Below are 17,456 nucleotides of genomic sequence, written 5' to 3'. Positions count from 1 at the left end.
CGTGCGTACTATCGCTGGTTCGCGGCGCATTTTCGGTGCGTTTGCGGCGCTGGTTCGCGGCTGGTTCGCGGCTGGTTCGCGGCTGGTTCGCGGTTGATTCGCGGTTGATTCGCAGCGCTGATTTGCCGCGGCTTTCCGCGTCCGCCGACCCCATGAAAAACGGCGGCCGGGTTGCCCCTGGCCGCCGTTTTCAATCAGCGCTGACGTGTGTCGCTCAGGCTCAAGGCTCGTTACGCAGATACCCTTCTTTCGACGGATCGCGCATGCGCAGCGACACGAGGCCGGCGATCGCGCACAGCGCGGTCACGTACCAGTAGAACATCGACTCGTTGCCCACCGACTTCAGCCACAGCGCGACATACTCCGCCGAACCGCCGAAGATCGCATTGGCCACCGCATACGAGAGCCCGACGCCGAGCGCGCGCACTTCCGGCGGGAACATTTCGGCCTTGATCAGCCCGCTGATCGACGTATAGAAGCTGACGATCGCCAGCGCCACGACCACGAGGCCGAACGCCGCATACGGGCTCGTCACGTCTTTCAGCGCATGCAGCAGCGGCACCGTGCCGATCGTCGCGAAGAAGCCGAAGAACAGCATCGAGCGGCGCCGGCCAATGCGATCCGACAATGCGCCGAAGACCGGCTGTATCACCATGTAGACGAACAGCGCCGCGGTCATCACGTTGCTGGCCGTCTTCGCGTGCATGCCGGCCGTGTTGACCAGGTACTTCTGCATGTACGTCGTGAAGGTGTAGAAAATCAGCGAGCCGCCGGCCGTGAAGCCGAGCACCGTCATGAACGCGCCCTTGTGCTGCCAGAGGCCGCGCATTGTGCCGGCTTCCTTGCGCTGACGCGTCTCGGCGGTGGTGGTTTCGTCGAGCGATTTACGCAGATACAGCGCGATCAGCGCGGCCATCGCGCCGATCACGAACGGCACGCGCCAGCCCCACGCCTTCAGTTCCTCGGTCGAGAGCGTCTGTTGCAGGATCACCAGCACCAGCAGCGCGCACAACTGGCCGCCGATCAGCGTGACGTACTGGAACGACGCGAAGAAGCCGCGGCGCCCCTTGAGCGCGACTTCACTCATATAGGTGGCGCTGGTGCCGTACTCGCCGCCCACCGACAGGCCCTGGAAGAGCCGCGCGGCCAGCAGCAGCGCCGGCGCGAGGGCGCCGATCTGCGCGTAGGTGGGCAATAAAGCGATCACGAGCGAACCGCCGCACATCATGAACACCGACACCATCATCGCGGTTCGCCGCCCATGCTTGTCGGCGAGGCGGCCGAAAAACCAGCCGCCGATCGGGCGCATCAGGAAGCCCGCGGCGAACACGCCCGCGGTATTGAGTAACTGCGTGGTGGTGTTGCCGCTAGGGAAGAAGGCCGGCGCGAAGTACAGCGCGCAGAACGAGTACACGTAGAAGTCGAACCATTCGACTAGGTTCCCCGATGAAGCGCCGACGATCGCAAAGATACGGCGCCGGGTGTCGTGGGCGGAGACCACGGTGTGATCGGTCAGGTCGGTCATATTGTTGTCTTTCCTTGTCTTTAAACGGAGGTAGCGGTCGTGGCGCCGCCTTCACAACACGCGGTGAGGCACTCGTCGCGCGCGTGCGCGGATTTTACAGAATCGCAAGAAAAAGAGGAGTGTTTGTTAGCAGGCCAAGGCCGCAAGGCTTGTCTCAAGTTCGGCGGTCCGGCCTCTTGGGCGTCCCGTATCGTTTTTTACTGACTTTTTACTGACAACCGGAGGCCGCGGTTTGCGAGCTCTTCAATGATGAAAAGCCCCTGTCAGTCGGAGACAAACAGGGGCTTCGGACAAATGGGCCTGATTTCTACGTCACGGACCGCTTCAGATCTCAAACCCTCACCGCAGGCGGCACATACCGGCACTCATAGCGCTTCCTCACCGTGCCATTCTCATCGACGCTCTCGAGATACACGTCGAACTGCCACAAGCGCGCCATGTGCTTGAGCACCTCGTCGCTGTCCGACGACAGATGCCGGTTATCGCTCATGAAATGCCGCAGCGTCAGACTGCGATCGCCGCGTGTATTCACCGCCCACACCTGAATGTTCGGCTCGCGATGATGCATGTCGTACTGCCGCGACAACGCCTGTCGCACGTACTGATAGCCGCTGTCGTCGTGAATGGCGGAAACCTCGAGCGCATCGCGCATATCGTCGTCGAGCACGGAGAAGAGGCGCATCTCCCGGATCAGATGCGGCGACAGATACTGCGCGACGAAACTCTCGTCCTTGAAATTGCGCATTGCGTAGTGCATCGCCTGCAACCAGGGGCTGCCGGCCAGCTCCGGGAACCACTTGCGGTCCTCGTCCGTCGGCGCTTCGCAGATCCGGCGGATGTCGCTCATCATCGAAAAACCCAGCGCGTACGGATTGATGCCGCTGTAGTACGGCTTCGTGACCGGCGGCTGGTAGACCACATTGCTGTGCGAATGGAGAAACTCCATCATGAAGCCGTCTTCCAGCTTGCCCTGGTTGTACATCGTATTGAGCAAGGTGTAGTGCCAGAACGTCGCCCAGCCTTCGTTCATCACCTGGGTCTGCCGCTGCGGATAGAAATACTGGCCCACCTTGCGCACGATGCGGATCACTTCCCGCTCCCACGGCTCCAGCAGCGGCGCGTTCTTCTCCGCGAAGTACAGCAGGTTTTCCTGCGGCTCCGGCGGATAGCGTTCCTCGATTTCCTCCGGCAGCGGCGTATGCCGGGTCGGCAAGGTGCGCCACAGTTCGTTCACCTGCGATTGCAGATACGCCTCACGCTCGCGGCGCGCGGCGAATTCCTTCTCCAGCGACAATTTCTGCGGCCGCTTGTAACGGTCCACGCCGTAATTCATCAGCGCGTGGCACGAGTCGAGCAGCTCCTCCACCCGGTCGAGCCCAAAGCGCTCCTCGCACTCCGCAATGTAGTTCTTCGCGTAGACGAGGTAATCGATGATCGCGTGCGCATCCGTCCACAGCTTGAACAGATAGTTACCCTTGAAGAACGAGTTGTGCCCATAGGCCGCGTGCGCGATGACGAGCGCCTGCATCGTCATCGTGTTCTCTTCCATCAGGTACGCGATGCAGGGATTCGAATTGATGACGATCTCATACGCCAGCCCCATCTGCCCGCGACGGTAGCTTTTTTCGGTGGAGAGAAAGTGTTTGCCGAACGACCAGTGACGGTAATTCACCGGCATGCCGACGGATGCGTAGGCGTCCATCATCTGTTCGGCGCTGATGAGTTCGAGCTGGATCGGATACACGTCGAGTTCATATTGCTCTGCAACAAGAGCAATATGAGAGTCGTACTCTTCGATCAACTCGAAGGTCCAGTCGGACGGGCACGGCAGAGGCCGTCTATCGGCTACGTTCATACGGACTTCCCTTTGCCCCTCAGTGGGCGTTCCGGTGTGTCCCCGTGCTGCAGCGACATCGACTGCTCCGGCTGCGGCGGCTCCGGTAGAGTCCGCCCCGGCCTCGGCATGCCCCGACTGACGCTGCGACACGCCTTTCCGGCGCTCCGGCTGATAGCCGCGCGCTTCGTTGTGCAAGTGCTTTGTCGTCATGAAGACGCCACCTGCTTCTCAAACAACTCGCGAAACACCGGATAAATATCGGCCGCGGTTTCGACCTTCTTCATCGCCATGTGCGGCTGGCTCAGTGCCAGTTGCGCGTATTCGAGCCACAAGTTTTGCTCTTCGGGTGTTACCTGAATATACGCAAAATAGCGCACCTTCTCCAGGATGTCATTCGAGAGTATCTTGCGGCACTTGGGCGAGTCGTCGGTCCAGTTGTCGCCGTCCGAGGCCTGAGCGCCGTAAATGTTCCATTCAGTCGGCGAATAGCGCTCCTCCATCACCTTCTGCATCAGCTCCAGCGCGCTCGACACCACCGTGCCGCCGCTTTCGGTCGAATGAAAGAAGGTGTCTTCGTCGACTTCCTCGGCACGCGTGTGGTGGCGGATGAACACCACCTCGATGCGCTCGTAATTCCGCTTCAGGAACAGATACAACAGGATGAAAAAGCGCTTGGCGAGATCCTTGCGCTGCTCGTCCATCGAGCCGGACACATCCATCAGACAGAACATCACGGCCTGACTGGACGGCGTGGGCTGCTTCACCCGGTTCACGTAGCGCAGATCGAACGGATCGATGAAGGGAATACGCCAGATGCGCCCGCGCAAATGGTGGATTTCGTCTTCGAGCAGCCTGATTTCCTCACGACGGTCGGCCGGATCGGCCTTCATCACTTCGAGCTGCCGCTCCATCTCGTGCAACTGATTGACGAGCGGCGCCCCGAGCGCGATGCGGCGGCCGAGCGCGCTCCTCAGCGAACGGACCACATCGATATTGTTCGGCGTACCTTCGGCCGCCCAGCCGGCGCGGATGCTTTTCCACGTGGGCACGGCCATCAGATGGGTTTTGACGAGGCGAGGCAGCTCGAGATCGTCGAAGAAATACTGCATGAATTCTTCGCGGCTCAACTCGAACACAAAGTCGTCCTGACCCTCGCCCTCGTTGCTGGCCTGGTTGCCCCCGCCGCCTCCGCCGCCTTGCGGACGCTGGATCTTGTCGCCGCGGATATAGTCGGAATTGCCCGGATGCACCATTTCCCGCTTGCCGCCGGGACCATGCCGGAACGACGGCTCCGCAATGTCCTTGCGCGGAATGGTGATGCTCTGGGTGTTCTGAATGTCCTTGATGCTCCGGTCGCGCACCGCCTCCGAAACGGCACGACGAATATAGTTCTTAACGCGGCGCAGAAAGCGCTCGCGATTTGCAATGCTCTTGTTCTTGCCTGCTAACCTGCGGTCGATGATTTGATGAAGCACGCCCGGTCTCCCGCTGTAATTTCGAGTGCGCGAGACGCACGTTGCATTTGCATGTCTACAAACACAACGCTATGTCCATGCAGCTTGCGCCTCGCAAGGTGCCCGAGCGGTCGGACCGCGCGGGCGGCACGCAGTGCGTATCATGACGACTTACGCACGCGCAGATACCAGTCACACAGCAAGCGCACCTGCTTCGGCGTATACCCCTTCGTGACCATCCGGTTGACGAAGTCTTCGTGCTTGCGTTGCTCTTCCGCCGAACCTTTGGCGTTGAACGAGATCACCGGCAGCAGTTCCTCCGTGTTCGAGAACATTTTCTTTTCGATCACGACGCGCAGCTTCTCGTAGCTGATCCACGCGGGGTTCTTACCTGCATTCGCAGCTCGCGCGCGCAGCACGAAATTGACGATCTCGTTGCGGAAGTCCTTCGGGTTGCTGATGCCCGCAGGTTTCTCGATCTTCTCCAGTTCCGCGTTCAGCGCCGCGCGGTCGAAGCTCTCGCCGGTGTCGTGGTCACGGAACTCCTGATCCTGAATCCAGAAGTCGGCATACGTCACGTAGCGATCGAAGATGTTCTGCCCATACTCGGAATACGACTCCAGATACGCGGTCTGAATCTCCTTGCCGATGAACTCGGCGTAGCGCGAGGCCAGCACGTCCTTGATGAACGACAGATACTTCTGCTCGGTTTCCGGCGGAAACTGTTCGCGCTCGATCTGCTGTTCGAGCACGTACATCAGGTGCACCGGATTCGCCGCGACTTCGGTCGAATCGAAGTTGAAGACGCGCGACAGGATCTTGAACGCGAAGCGGGTCGACACGCCGGTCATCCCTTCATCCACGCCCGCGAAGTCGCGGTACTCCTGATACGACTTGGCCTTCGGATCGGTGTCCTTGAGATTCTCGCCGTCATACACCTGCATCTTCGAAAAGAGGCTGGAATTCTCCGGCTCCTGCAAGCGCGTGAGCACCGACATCTGCGCCATCATCTTCAGCGTGCCCGGCGCGCAGACCGCACTGGCCAGCGACGAATTACGCAGCAGCTTCTCGTAGATCTTGACCTCTTCGCTGTAGCGCAGGCAGTACGGCACCTTCACGACGAAGATCCGGTCGAGCAGTGCTTCGTTGTTGCGGTTGTTGCGGAACGCCTTCCATTCGGACTCATTCGAGTGGGCCAGGATCACGCCGTCGAACGGGATCGCACCGAAGCCTTCCGTGCCCTTGAAGTTGCCTTCCTGAGTGGCGGTCAGCAACGGGTGCAAGACCTTGATCGGCGCCTTGAACATTTCGACGAACTCGAGCAAGCCCTGATTCGCGAGACACAGACCGCCGGAGTAGCTGTATGCGTCGGCGTCGTCTTGTGCGTATTGTTCGAGCTTGCGGATATCGACCTTGCCGACGAGTGACGAGATGTCCTGATTGTTTTCGTCGCCCGGTTCGGTCTTGGCGATGCCGATTTGCCGCAAGATCGACGGATAGCGGCGGACCACGCGGAACTTGCGGATGTCGCCGTTGTATTCGTGCAAGCGCTTCACGGCCCACGGACTCAGAATGTTTTTCAGGTAGCGGCGTGGAATGCCATACTGTTCTTCGAGGATCGGACCGTCCTCGTCGTAATCGAACAAGCCGAGCGGCGACTCGTTCACGGGCGAACCCTTGATCGCGTAGAAAGGCACGCGTTCCATCAGTTGCTTCAAGCGTTCCGCGATCGACGATTTACCGCCGCCGACCGGGCCTAACAGATACAGGATCTGTTTCTTCTCTTCGAGCCCCTGGGCCGAATGCCGGAAGTACGCGACCACCTGCTCGATCACATCTTCCATTCCGTAGAACTCACGGAATGCGGGGTATACCTTGATGACCTTGTTCGCGAAGATGCGCGACAGGCGCGGATCGTTGCGAGTGTCGATCTGTTCTGGTTCTCCAATTGCCATCAACATGCGTTCGCCGGCCGTGGCGTACGCGGCGGGATTGTCTTTGCAGAGCGCGAGATACTCCTCGAGCGAGAGTTCATCCTCTCGCGTTTTCTCGAAGCGGGTCGCGAAACTGCTGTAGATATCCATGCTACCTCCTCGCCGAAGTCTAGACCGATGTCGTGCGCGGCGCGCTATTCGGAAACGACATCGCTCGAATTCATCCTAAACCCTTTTAAATTTTTTTTCACGAACTACGTTGCGAAAAATCGCGCCGACCGTAGTCACCTCCCGACATTCCTGACTTGGAAACACAGATTCGCTCACCTACAATCTTGCGCAGACATTGCAGCGATTGCGGACCTGCTCTGCTGCCTCGCCGCTGCCTGCTCCACGCTCCGCTTGCACTGCTGTATCGCGCGGACCGTCTCGTTCATCGGATGATCTCCCTGCTACGCCGGACAGGCTGTATGCACGCGCACACTTTGCTGCATTACGCGTAGACGTCATGTGTTTCGCGCTTGCCCGGCTACTTTTTCATCAACGCGCCGCATGAGCTTTTGGTCTACAGCTACGAGCGCGTGTTACATGTTCGTTCACCGATGCTTCGGCGCGCGACGCATCGGCGCCCGACGCATCGGCGCCCGGCACAGGGACGCATCCTCAAGCTGTTCGTCAATGCGTGAGCGGATTTGTTCCGCGCCGTTCCCCACTGGCTTCAAAGCGTAGTGGGACGCGTCGGGCGGTCACCGCTTGCCCTTCGCCGCCCGCATAACCCGCATTGGGGACATGGTTAGCCGCGGTCAATAACTGGATGACGGCCGCGCGCCCCCGGCTTCCATAGGTGTATACGGCTAGACGATCCGGCTAGCCGATCGCCGTAGGCGCCGCAAATGTAAAACGGCTACCTTCCTGCAGCTTACGCAGTTCAGGCAGCCGTTTGCAGCACACTTCGTAACGCGCCGTTACACGTTCAGGTCAGTTCAATCTCGACTTCGCCGAGACCGTCGATATGCCCACGGACAACGCCGGGCTTGTCCACATTGTGAGCGCCGACGTACGAACCGGTGGTGAGGGTCCATTCGGGTTCGATGGTGATGCCCATGGCCGCGCAGTGGTTGACGAACCAGACCAGCAGTTCGCGCGGATCGCCGGCGGGATTACCGGTGGCGTCCGGCACCAGCGAGTCGCCGTCGAAGCTCAATTCCAGTTCGGGTGACACGAAATCGAAACCGCGCGCGAGTCCCGCGTAGGCAACCGGATGACCGGTGATCAGCGCGCCGTTGTTCTGTGCGTCGGCCAGCTGCGCGAGCGGCGCGACATTCGGCCACTCGGCAAAGCGGCTGTCGACGATCTCGATGGCCGGCAGCACCACGCCCACCTTGGAGAGCACCTCGTCGCGCGCATACGCTGTGCCGCGCGGCTCGATCGCCTCGGTGAAGCGGAACGCGATCTCAAGTTCCAGCAGCATCCGGAAGAATCCCGCACGGGCGACCCGCGCCGGCGACGGCAGCACCAGCGAGGCCGGAATCGGCGCGCCTGCGGCCGCGCCGCCCGGTGCTTTGGCGCCGATCTTCCACGCCCCGGTCGATTCGCCGAGGCCCGCGATGACGGCCTGCTGGATCGCGTACGCGGTTGCGGCATCGGGCGGCAGGCTGTCGGGTGCGGGCGCATCGATCGGGCGATGCCGCCGGCGTGCTTCGACGAGGCGGTGCGCGAGGTCGTGTGGCGTCATGTCGGTCCTTTATGGCTGGCGCGTTGAAAGGTGGGTTGCTGCGGAGTCGCGGCGCCCGAATTGCGTTTGCGTCGTCCGGGGTCCGCACGCGGACTGCCGGCACCGGCCGATGCAGCCGATGCAAGCAGCAGTCGCGCCCGTCAATGTACCGGATCACAGCGCTCGCCAGGGCACGGACTGCCATCGTAGACGTTAGTTGGCCCGCCGTGCACGGCAAAAGGCCGCGGTTGCCTGCGCAATCGCGGCCTTTTGCCGCCATACGGATATCTGCGCCGGCACGGTTCGATACGCGGCGCAATCGGGAACGAATGTTGCAACACGACTGCCGACGCTACTGCTCGCCACAGCCGCATCGTCGCGTCAAAAGCGCGGCGATGACGCCGTACGTCCCCCTTTTTGCTGTGCCGCGCGATCTACGTCCTCAGGCCGATCAGAAGGTTTCCCAATTCTGATCGCTGCCTGCACTCGCCAGCGCCTTGGGAGGCGCCTTGGCCGGCGCTGCGGCAGACGGCGTGCTGGACAGTGCCGCGGCCGGTGCGGCAAAGGCCTTCGCATGCGCGGCCGGCGGTGCCTTACGCGCCGTCATCGGCCGGGCCGGCGTCGTTGCGCGCCTTGGCGCCACGCTCACCGGCACCTTGTGAGCTTCATCGTCGAGCTGGAACACCGCCACCGCGGTGCGCAGCTTGCCGGCCTGATCTTCGAGCGATTGCGCTGCCGCCGCTGCTTCTTCGACCAGCGCCGCGTTCTGCTGCGTGACCTCGTCCATTTGCGTGACGGCGCGCGCCACCTGGTCGATGCCGCTGCTTTGCTCTTCCGAAGCCGCCGCGATTTCGCCCATGATGTCGGTCACGCGCTGCACCGCGCTGATGATTTCGGTCATGGTGCGGCCGGCTTCGTCGACCAGCGCCGAGCCGGACTGCACGCGCTCGACCGAGGTGTCGATCAGTTCCTTGATTTCCTTGGCCGCCGCCGACGAACGCTGCGCCAGACTGCGCACTTCGCCTGCCACGACCGCGAAACCGCGCCCTTCCTCGCCGGCCCGCGCCGCTTCCACCGCGGCGTTCAGCGCCAGAATATTGGTCTGGAACGCAATCCCTTCGATGATCGAGATGATGTCGGCGATCTTCGCCGAGCTCTGATTGATGTCGCCCATCGTGCCGACCACCTGGCCGACCACCGCGCTGCCCTTGTTCGCGATGTCCGACGCATTGGCTGCCAGCGAACTCGCCTGGCGGGCGTTGTCGGCGTTCTGCTTGACGGTGCCGGTCAGCTCTTCCATGCTCGACGCGGTTTCCTGCAGCGCCGACGCCTGCTCTTCGGTGCGCGAAGACAGGTCGATATTGCCGGCGGCGATCTGACGGGTCGCGGTCGCGATCGATTCGCTGCCGCCGCGCACCGTACGCACCGTTTCGGTGAGACTGTGCTGCATCCTGGCGATGCCTTCGAGCAACTGCCCCATTTCGTCGCGCGACGTGACGACGACCGGACGGCGCAAATCGCCTGCGGAGATCGCATCGAAATGACCGAGCGCTTCGCCGAGCGGACGGCCAATCGCGCGGCTGAGCGTCAGATAGGACAGCGCGGCGGCGATCACGCCCACCAGCAGCGCGCCGAAGCTGGCCATGCGGAACACCGCGAAGCTGTTTTGCGCGGAGTCGAAACCCGCCTCGGCCGATACGAACTGGAATTTGCGCAACGCGTCGTCGGCTTCGGCCAGATCGTTGTAGGCAACCTGCAAGCGCCTGGCGCTATCGGCGATTTTGCCCTGGTCGTTCGCTGCAATGATCGCGGCGAATGCATCCAACTGCTGATGCAGCGCGTCGCGCTTACCGATCACCGCCTGCGCCAGACGGTCTTCCTCCGCATCGCGCGGCAGATCCATGTACTTTTTCCACCACGAATCAGACAAGGTGCGCATGGCGCGCGCACGCTCGAGCGTCGCTGCGGCGTCCGGCGTGCCCGCCTGGAACGCGGCGCGATCGAGTGCGAGACGCTCGCGTGCCGCGTAGAGTTCGGCGTTGCCGATGTCCACCGCACTCGGCATTGCGTTGGTGAAAGTATCCCGGTACGCGTCATTCGAGCGGCTCATGCCGAACAAGCCGAAAACGCCGATGGCGACCAGCAGCGCGGCGAGAAAAGCCATCGTGAGGCCAATTCGCGCCTTGATCGTGATCCCTTTGTTCAACATGCTCTTCCTGTACTTAACCAAATGAGAGGCTGCGTGCGCAGCGCGGGGTAGCGTGTTGCGTCTTCGTGCGCGGCGCCTTTTTGACAAGGCGCTCTAATTTCGTTTACGGCACTAAAGTGCGGTACTTGAAACTTTTATATGGTATGAGGAAAGCTGTTGTAAGCAGATGGAAGAAATTACAAGGCGCGGTCGGCGCGAGCGCGTGATAGTTGCGTGCGCCGACGTGCGGGATGCGGCAGGGAGGGTGAGATGGACAGGTGGTGCTGCAGCGGTGCGAGCGGCCTTCGCGCCGGCAACTCAATCGAGCGGCGCTGAAGGCTCACGCTGCAACGCTACGGCTATGAAGACGGCTATGAAGCGGAGGATTTGTTTAACGCAGCGCCGCCGACCGCCGAGGTCCAATCGAACGCGCGGCATTTTGCACGCTCGCGGACAGCGCCACGTTTTCGTCAGGCCGACTCGTCCAGTTCGGCGCGGGTAGGAATCGAAGGCTGCGCGCCGGCGCGCGTCACCGAAAGCGCCGCGGCGCGCTGCGCGAAACGGATCGCCGCGTCGACGCTCGCGCCCCGCGCGAGTTGCGCCGCGAATCCACCAATGAAGGTGTCGCCCGCCGCGGTGGTGTCGACGGCTTTGACGCGCGGCGCGTCGTAAAGCGTGGCATCCGCGCCGTCGAGCGCGGCGTGCACGCCGCGCGGACCGAGCGTCACCAGCACATTGCGCGCGCCGGCTTCGCGCAACGCAGCGGCGGCCTGCGCCGCGTCGGCGGGTGTGGCGACCGGCAAACCGGTCAGCGTCGCGGCTTCGAGTTCGTTCGGAATCAGATAGTCGATCAGCGGCAGCCAGTCGGCCGGTAACGGGCCGACGGCAGGCGCGGGATTCAGGATCACCGTTTTGGAGAGCCGCCGCGCCGCGGCAAGCGCCGCGTACACCGCATCGGGCGGCGTTTCGAGCTGGCAGATCACGACGTCCGCGGCGGCCAGCACCGCTTCATGACGGGCGATCGTCTCGGGCGTGAGTTCGCCGTTGCTGCCCGCGACGATCACGATCGCGTTCTGGCTGGCGTCGTCGACAATGATCAGCGCGACGCCCGACGCCTCTGCCCCGGTTTCGAGAGCCGCACAGTCGATACCTTCCACTTCGAGTCCGGCGCGCAATTGCGCGCCATTTGCGTCGGCGCCGACACAGCCGAGCATCGACACCTGAGCGCCGAGGCGCGCGGCGGCGACCGCCTGATTGCCGCCCTTGCCGCCCGCCACCTGGGCAAAGGTCCGGCCGGCCAGCGTCTCGCCGGGGTGCGGCAGACGCGGCGCGCGCGCCACGAGGTCCATGTTCAGACTGCCGACCACCGCCACACGGCCACGCGTTTCTTTACTTGCCACTGCCTTTTCTCCCAGGTTCGTTCATGCCGCCAGATTGCGCTTGGGCGCGCCGGCCCACGTCGCGGTGGATTCGCGCACGATCAGCCGCGGCGATACGACCCGCCGGCGGCCCGGCGCACGCGGACTGCCCGCCGAGGTCCCGGCGATGCGTTCGATCAGCGTCTGCGCGGCCATGTCGCCGAGCGCGCGCACCGACTGCCCGACCGTCGAAAGCGCCGGATAGGTGAAGCGCCCCAGTTCGATATCGTCGAAGCCGATGATCGAGCAATCGCGCGGCACGCTGATATTGCGTTCCGCCGCGGCCCGCAGCGCGCCGATGCCCATCATGTCGTTGCCGGCAAAAATCGCCGACGGCTTCACGGTATCGAACAGTTGCCCCGCGGCGCGATGGCCGCCCGTGCCCGAAAAGTCGCTTTCGACGATCGCATCGGGTGGAATGTCGATGCCGCGCTCGGTCATCGCACGGATGAAGCCGTGCACCCGCATCGCGCTCACCGCCGTCTCGACCGGCCCGGTGATGCAGCCGATCCGCACGTGCCCCAGTTCGAGCAGATGGCGGGTCGCCAGATACGCGCCCTTCTCGTGGTCGATCTGCACCAGGTCCGCGTTGAGGCCTTCGATATTGCGATCCACGATGACGAGCGGCTCGTGCGCGTCGGCGAGCGTTTGCGCGAGCACCGCGTCGTCGCCCGCGGATGCGACGATCAGCCCGTCGATGCGCTTTTCCTGCAGCACGCGCAGATAGTTACGCTGCTTGGCCGGATCGTCGTCGGAATTGCAGAAGAACACGCAGTAGCCGTTGCGCGAGCAACCGTCCTCGATGCCGCGCGCCAGTTCCGCGAAATACGGATTCGTACTGTTCGGCACCACCAGACCGATCGTCGCCGTCGCCTTCGCCTTGAGCGAACGGGCCACCGCTGACGGTACATAGTGAAGCTGACGGATCGCGTGTTCGACCTTAGCCCGCACGTCGGCCGACACCGGCCGCGAGTTGTTCACCACGTGCGAAACCGTCGTGAACGACACACCCGCCACAGCCGCTACATCCTTGATCGTCGCCATAACCTGTTGCTCTCCTGCCAGTTTGTTCCCGCCTGTTCCCGCCGGCCGCGCCAAGCTGGCGACCCACCGGACGTTTTCATCGATGACAGACCAAAACCCTTGAACCTTACACTTTCTTGATGCCAATGCTAATCGTTACCGATCATGCCGCTTTGCTGTACTTTGCCGTATGCCGCTCAGGCGCGCTTGCGCCGGCTGCGGTACGTATCCAGCACCACCGCCACGACGATGACCGCGCCGGTGATCATCCGCTTGGTCGGCTCGTTCGCGCCGATTTGCGCGAGGCCGGCGGCCAGCACTGAAATGATCAACACCCCGAAAAAGGTGCTGATAACCGACCCGCGCCCGCCCATCAGACTGGTGCCGCCGATCACCACCGCCGCGATCACCTGCAATTCCATGCCGACGCCCGCGTTCGGGTCGGCCGCTTCCAGACGCGAAATCTGGAATAGCGCGGCCAATCCCGCGAGCGCGCCCATCAGCGCGAACACAATGATCTTGTACGGTCGCGGATTGACGCCCGCGAGCCGCACGGCTTCCTCGTTGGTGCCGATGCCGACCAGATAGCGGCCGAATACCGTGCGCGTAAGCACCAGTTGCGCAATGACCATGACCGCCACCGCGATCAGGAACGCCGGCGAGATGCCGAGCGCGATCGGGTTCGACAGAAAATCGAACGCGTCGCCGATATAGGCGGTGCGCGAATTCGTCATCTGATACGCGAGCCCCCGCGCGGCTTCGAGCACGCCGAGCGACACGATGAACGACGGAATCCGCCAGCCCACTGTCACCGAACCGGTCAGGGTGCCGGTCAGCGCCGCCGCGGCGACGCCGAGCAGCGCGGACGGCAACGGGCCCCAGCCCCACTTCAGGGCCGCCACGCTGACCACCGACGCCCCCAGCGCCAGCACCGAACCCACCGACAGATCGATCCCGGCGATGATCAGCACGAATGTCATGCCGACCGACATCACCACCAGATCAGGAATCTGGTTGGCGATCGTGCTGAACGTGTCGTACGTCAAAAAGTGCGAACTCAGCAGCGAGAACAGCACGATCATCGCCAGCAGTGCGCCGGCGAGGCCCAGGTAGTTCGAAAAGCCGAGCCGCGTGCCGGCCGGTTTGCCGCTGGCGAGCGGCGCGGACGGGTCGGCCGGCGGCGTGATGTTCGCCACATCGGCGGCGCCATGCTTGCCGCCCGACGCGTCCTGCATCGATTGATGGGTCATGACAGACTCCCTGCTTCATTGGTGTCGGAGGCATGCAGCAACGCTTCGCGGCTGCGGTAGCCGGCGAAAGCCGCGGCCAGCAACGCATCCTGCGACCAGTCGTCGCGCTCGAACACACCCGTCATGCTTCCCGCGGACATCACGCCGATCCGGTCGCAGATCAGCATCAGTTCACGCAGGTCGCTCGACACCACGACGAGCGCGCGCCCTTCGCGGGCCAGCGCACCCATCAAGCCATAGATATCGAACTTCGCGCCGACGTCGATGCCGCGCGTAGGTTCGTCGAATAACAGCACGCGGCAATCGCGCGCCAGCCAGCGGCCGATCACGACCTTCTGCTGGTTGCCGCCCGACAGCTCGCCGACAATCTGCCCAGGCCCCGAACTGCGAATCCGCATCGCGTCGATCTGCTTTTGCGCCAGCGCGCTCTCGCGCTTCGCATCGACGATGCCGTGCCGCGCCACCCCGCCGATATTGCCGAGCGACACGTTGGCCGCGATCGGTTGCGGCAGCAACAGGCCCTCGCCCTTGCGGTCTTCGGTGATGAGCGCGATGCCGGCGCGCACGGCGTCGACCGGCGAGGCAATGTGCACCGGCCTGGGCGGCCCGCCCGGTTGTTGCGCCAGCGACACCGTGCCGCCGTCCTTCTGGTCGGCGCCGTAAATCAGCCGCATCAGTTCGGTACGGCCCGCGCCGATCAGTCCGCTGACGCCGAAAATCTCGCCCGCGCGCACCTCGAACGACACGTCGCGCACCACCTTGCCGCGCGTCAGCCCGTCCACCTTCAGCAAGGGCGCGCCGATCTTGCGCACGCCCAGATCGATCCGCTCGCCCAGTTCGCGGCCTACCATCCATGTGACGATCTGGTCGCTGGTCAGGTTGGCCATCGCGTCGACATGCACCAGCCTGCCGTCGCGCAGCACCGCGATCTGCTCGGCCACGCGGGCCAGTTCTTCGAGGCGATGCGAGATATAGACCAGCGCGACGCCGCGAGATTTCAGCCGTTCGATCTGCTCAAACAGCAGATCGACCTCGCGCGCGGTCAGCATCGCGGTCGGCTCGTCCAGGATCAGCACACGGCAATCGTCGATCAGATTGCGTGCGATCTCGACCATCTGCTGATGCCCGATGCCGAGTTCGCCCACCAGCGTATCCGGATCGATTGCGTCGAGCCCGACTTGCGCCATCGCATGACGGGCGTCTTCGCGCAGCTTGCGGCGATCAATCCAGCCGAAGCGGAACGCGCCGGCCTGCGGCAAGCGGTTCAGAAACAGGTTTTCCGCGACCGACAGCGTCGGCAGCAGATTCAGCTCCTGCATGACCATCCGCACGCCGAGCGCTTCGGCTTCGGTGCGGCTTGCCGGCGCATACGGCGCGCCGGCAAGCCGCATCGTGCCGGTAGTCGGATCGACAAGGCCGCCGATAATCTTGGACAGCGTGCTCTTGCCGGCGCCGTTCTCGCCGGTCAGCGCCAATACCTCGCCGCCGCGCAGCGACAACGAAACATCGGCGAGCACCGGTTCGGCATAGGTCTTACCGATGCCGCTGACGGACAGTACGGCGGGCAAGGCGTCGTGGTCGGTTGAATCCATCGCAATCCTGGTTCCAGGGTACTCGAAGAGGCTTCATGCAATTCGCTCGACTAAAGCAGCCCACCGATAGCCCCGTGTCATGCCGGCCCAATGCGCGGAATGCGCAGGCGCTTTCGGCCACGCACCCTCCCGCCGCGCAGCCGCCGTCATGACGCTTACCTCTGGATTTAACGGCGGCGCTGCAGGTTTCTTGAGCGTTTCTTGAATTGACGCGGATTCACCCAGGTTCACCGCACCTTGACGGTACAGCACAGCGGCGTGAGCGCGAATCCGCGTGGCTGGGCTTGCTGGCCGACGCTTACTTCGTCACCAGATCAACCGGCGTTTCCACCACGCCGGACAACTGCGACTGCTTCTTGTGCTCGTTGAGCGCCTTCAGCGCGGTGTCGATGCCGAACACGGCCTGCTTGGCGGCGTACTGATCCGCAGTGGCGAGCACGCGGCCGTCCTTCAGCATCGGCTTGATCGCGCCGATGTTGTCGTAGCCGACCACCATCACCTTGCCCTGCTTGCCCGCCGCGCGCACGGCCGAGACCGCGCCGATCGCCATGTTGTCGTTGCCGGCGAGCAGCGCCTTGAGGTTCGGATACTCGTTGAGCATGGCCGACGCGACCGCGTTGCCCTTGTCGATTTCCCACTCGCCCGATTGCACCGAGACGACCTTCGCGCCGACCGCCTGCATCGCGTCCTTGAAGCCCGCGGTGCGCTGCTGCGCGTTGGTGGTGGTCGACACGCCTTCGAGAATCCCGACCTCGTCGCCCGCCTTCAGCTTCCTGGCCAGGTCGTCGCCGACCTTCTGCGCGCCCTTGCGGTTATCCGGGCCGACGAACGGCACGTTCAGACCTTTCGACTTGAGCACGTCCGGGTCGAGCCGGTTGTCGATGTTCACGACGATGATGCCCGCATCCACGGCCTTCCTGACGACCGGCACCAGCGCCTTCGAATCAGCCGGGGCCAGCACGATCGCATCGACCTTCGAGACGATCATCTGTTCGACGATACGGATCTGGTTCGCGGTATCGGTTTCGTCCTTGATGCCGTTGGTGATCAGATCGAACTGCGCGGGATTGTGTTTCTGGTAGTCCTTCGCGCCGTTTTCCATGGTCAGGAAAAACTCGTTCGCGAGCGACTTCATCACCAGCGCAACCTTCGGCTTGTGGGCGGGAGCGGTTTGCGCGTACGCGGTGGAAAACGGCAAGGCGGCGGTGGCGGTGACGAGGACAGCGGCCGCCAGCAAGCGGCGGCGAATGCGATGGTTCATGCCTATCTCCAAGGTTTGTGAGCCCGCGAGCGAGCCGTATTTTTAATTACGCGCAAACGTTTGCGAGGCCTATTTTCAGCGCAGTCTGTTCGGAATGTCAACGATTCGCGGTGTTGCAGTGCACCGGCGCGCAGAATGTGCGTCTGTGCATACACTCGATCGATTCGAGCCGGCACGCTGGGTAAGCGCACCGGCAGGCAGCGTTCTGGCAAGGGTCCCTCGCTTGGTCCGTGCGTGGCGGATGATTCCCGCTGGCTGCA

11 protein-coding genes are annotated in these 17,456 nt (G+C 63.1%); all 11 read right to left on the bottom strand.

Annotated features, from left to right (window positions below; genetic code table 11):
• Window positions 1-220 precede the first annotated feature (220 nt).
• Entirely contained in the window at window positions 221-1,525 is a 1,305-nt protein-coding gene (locus AC07WT_RS08525; RefSeq protein WP_494946724.1) for an MFS family transporter, read from the bottom strand.
• Window positions 1,526-1,856: 331 nt separating this feature from the next.
• Window positions 1,857-3,572 (bottom strand): SpoVR family protein, encoded by a 1,716-nt coding sequence (locus AC07WT_RS08520; RefSeq protein ID WP_494946723.1) that lies wholly within the window; start codon window positions 3,570-3,572, stop codon window positions 1,857-1,859.
• Window positions 3,569-4,837 (bottom strand): YeaH/YhbH family protein, encoded by a 1,269-nt coding sequence (locus tag AC07WT_RS08515; protein ID WP_494946722.1) that lies wholly within the window; start codon window positions 4,835-4,837, stop codon window positions 3,569-3,571. The genes AC07WT_RS08520 and AC07WT_RS08515 overlap by 4 nt, the downstream gene beginning before the upstream one ends.
• 140 nt (window positions 4,838-4,977) lie before the next feature.
• A complete protein-coding gene (locus AC07WT_RS08510) occupies window positions 4,978-6,900 on the bottom strand; it encodes a PrkA family serine protein kinase (protein WP_492595893.1) in 1,923 nt (640 codons plus the stop codon).
• Between the two features lie 823 nt (window positions 6,901-7,723).
• Window positions 7,724-8,485 carry a 2-keto-4-pentenoate hydratase gene (locus AC07WT_RS08505; protein ID WP_494946721.1) on the bottom strand — a complete coding sequence of 254 codons (762 nt, stop codon included), beginning with the start codon at window positions 8,483-8,485 and terminating at the stop codon, window positions 7,724-7,726.
• Window positions 8,486-8,915: 430 nt separating this feature from the next.
• Window positions 8,916-10,673 carry a methyl-accepting chemotaxis protein gene (locus tag AC07WT_RS08500; RefSeq protein ID WP_494946720.1) on the bottom strand — a complete coding sequence of 586 codons (1,758 nt, stop codon included), beginning with the start codon at window positions 10,671-10,673 and terminating at the stop codon, window positions 8,916-8,918.
• A 449-nt stretch (window positions 10,674-11,122) separates the two neighbouring features.
• Window positions 11,123-12,052, bottom strand: a complete 930-nt coding sequence (gene rbsK, locus AC07WT_RS08495) for a ribokinase (protein WP_494946719.1) — start codon at window positions 12,050-12,052, stop codon at window positions 11,123-11,125.
• Window positions 12,053-12,073: 21 nt separating this feature from the next.
• Window positions 12,074-13,114, bottom strand: a complete 1,041-nt coding sequence (locus AC07WT_RS08490; protein WP_492595896.1) for a LacI family DNA-binding transcriptional regulator — start codon at window positions 13,112-13,114, stop codon at window positions 12,074-12,076.
• A gap of 176 nt (window positions 13,115-13,290) precedes the next feature.
• The gene (locus AC07WT_RS08485; protein ID WP_492595897.1) at window positions 13,291-14,343 is read right to left on the bottom strand and encodes an ABC transporter permease; all 1,053 of its coding nucleotides are present in this window, start codon (window positions 14,341-14,343) and stop codon (window positions 13,291-13,293) included.
• Entirely contained in the window at window positions 14,340-15,935 is a 1,596-nt protein-coding gene (locus AC07WT_RS08480) for a sugar ABC transporter ATP-binding protein (RefSeq protein ID WP_494946718.1), read from the bottom strand. Before AC07WT_RS08480 ends, AC07WT_RS08485 begins: the two co-directional genes overlap by 4 nt.
• A gap of 298 nt (window positions 15,936-16,233) precedes the next feature.
• Window positions 16,234-17,196: a sugar ABC transporter substrate-binding protein gene (locus tag AC07WT_RS08475; protein WP_494946717.1), complete on the bottom strand. Its 963-nt coding sequence runs from the start codon at window positions 17,194-17,196 to the stop codon at window positions 16,234-16,236.
• Window positions 17,197-17,456: the final 260 nt, after the last annotated feature.

This window comes from Paraburkholderia sp. GW821-FHT02A12 (assembly GCF_059422005.1).
Note: the sequence above shows the minus strand (reverse complement) of the source record. Positions and strands in the feature narration are given on the sequence as shown.

Excerpts from the sequence above, each read along its gene's own strand:
- AC07WT_RS08525 (WP_494946724.1), bottom strand. The coding sequence starts at position 1,525 with ATGACCGACCTGACCGATCACACCGTGGTCTCCGCCCACGACACCCGG.
- AC07WT_RS08510 (WP_492595893.1), bottom strand. The coding sequence starts at position 6,900 with ATGGATATCTACAGCAGTTTCGCGACCCGCTTCGAGAAAACGCGAGAG.
- AC07WT_RS08500 (WP_494946720.1), bottom strand. The coding sequence starts at position 10,673 with ATGTTGAACAAAGGGATCACGATCAAGGCGCGAATTGGCCTCACGATG.
- AC07WT_RS08505 (WP_494946721.1), bottom strand. The coding sequence starts at position 8,485 with ATGACGCCACACGACCTCGCGCACCGCCTCGTCGAAGCACGCCGGCGG.
- AC07WT_RS08520 (WP_494946723.1), bottom strand. The coding sequence starts at position 3,572 with ATGACGACAAAGCACTTGCACAACGAAGCGCGCGGCTATCAGCCGGAG.
- AC07WT_RS08485 (WP_492595897.1), bottom strand. The coding sequence starts at position 14,343 with ATGACCCATCAATCGATGCAGGACGCGTCGGGCGGCAAGCATGGCGCC.
- AC07WT_RS08480 (WP_494946718.1), bottom strand. The coding sequence starts at position 15,935 with ATGGATTCAACCGACCACGACGCCTTGCCCGCCGTACTGTCCGTCAGC.
- AC07WT_RS08475 (WP_494946717.1), bottom strand. The coding sequence starts at position 17,196 with ATGAACCATCGCATTCGCCGCCGCTTGCTGGCGGCCGCTGTCCTCGTC.
- AC07WT_RS08490 (WP_492595896.1), bottom strand. The coding sequence starts at position 13,114 with ATGGCGACGATCAAGGATGTAGCGGCTGTGGCGGGTGTGTCGTTCACG.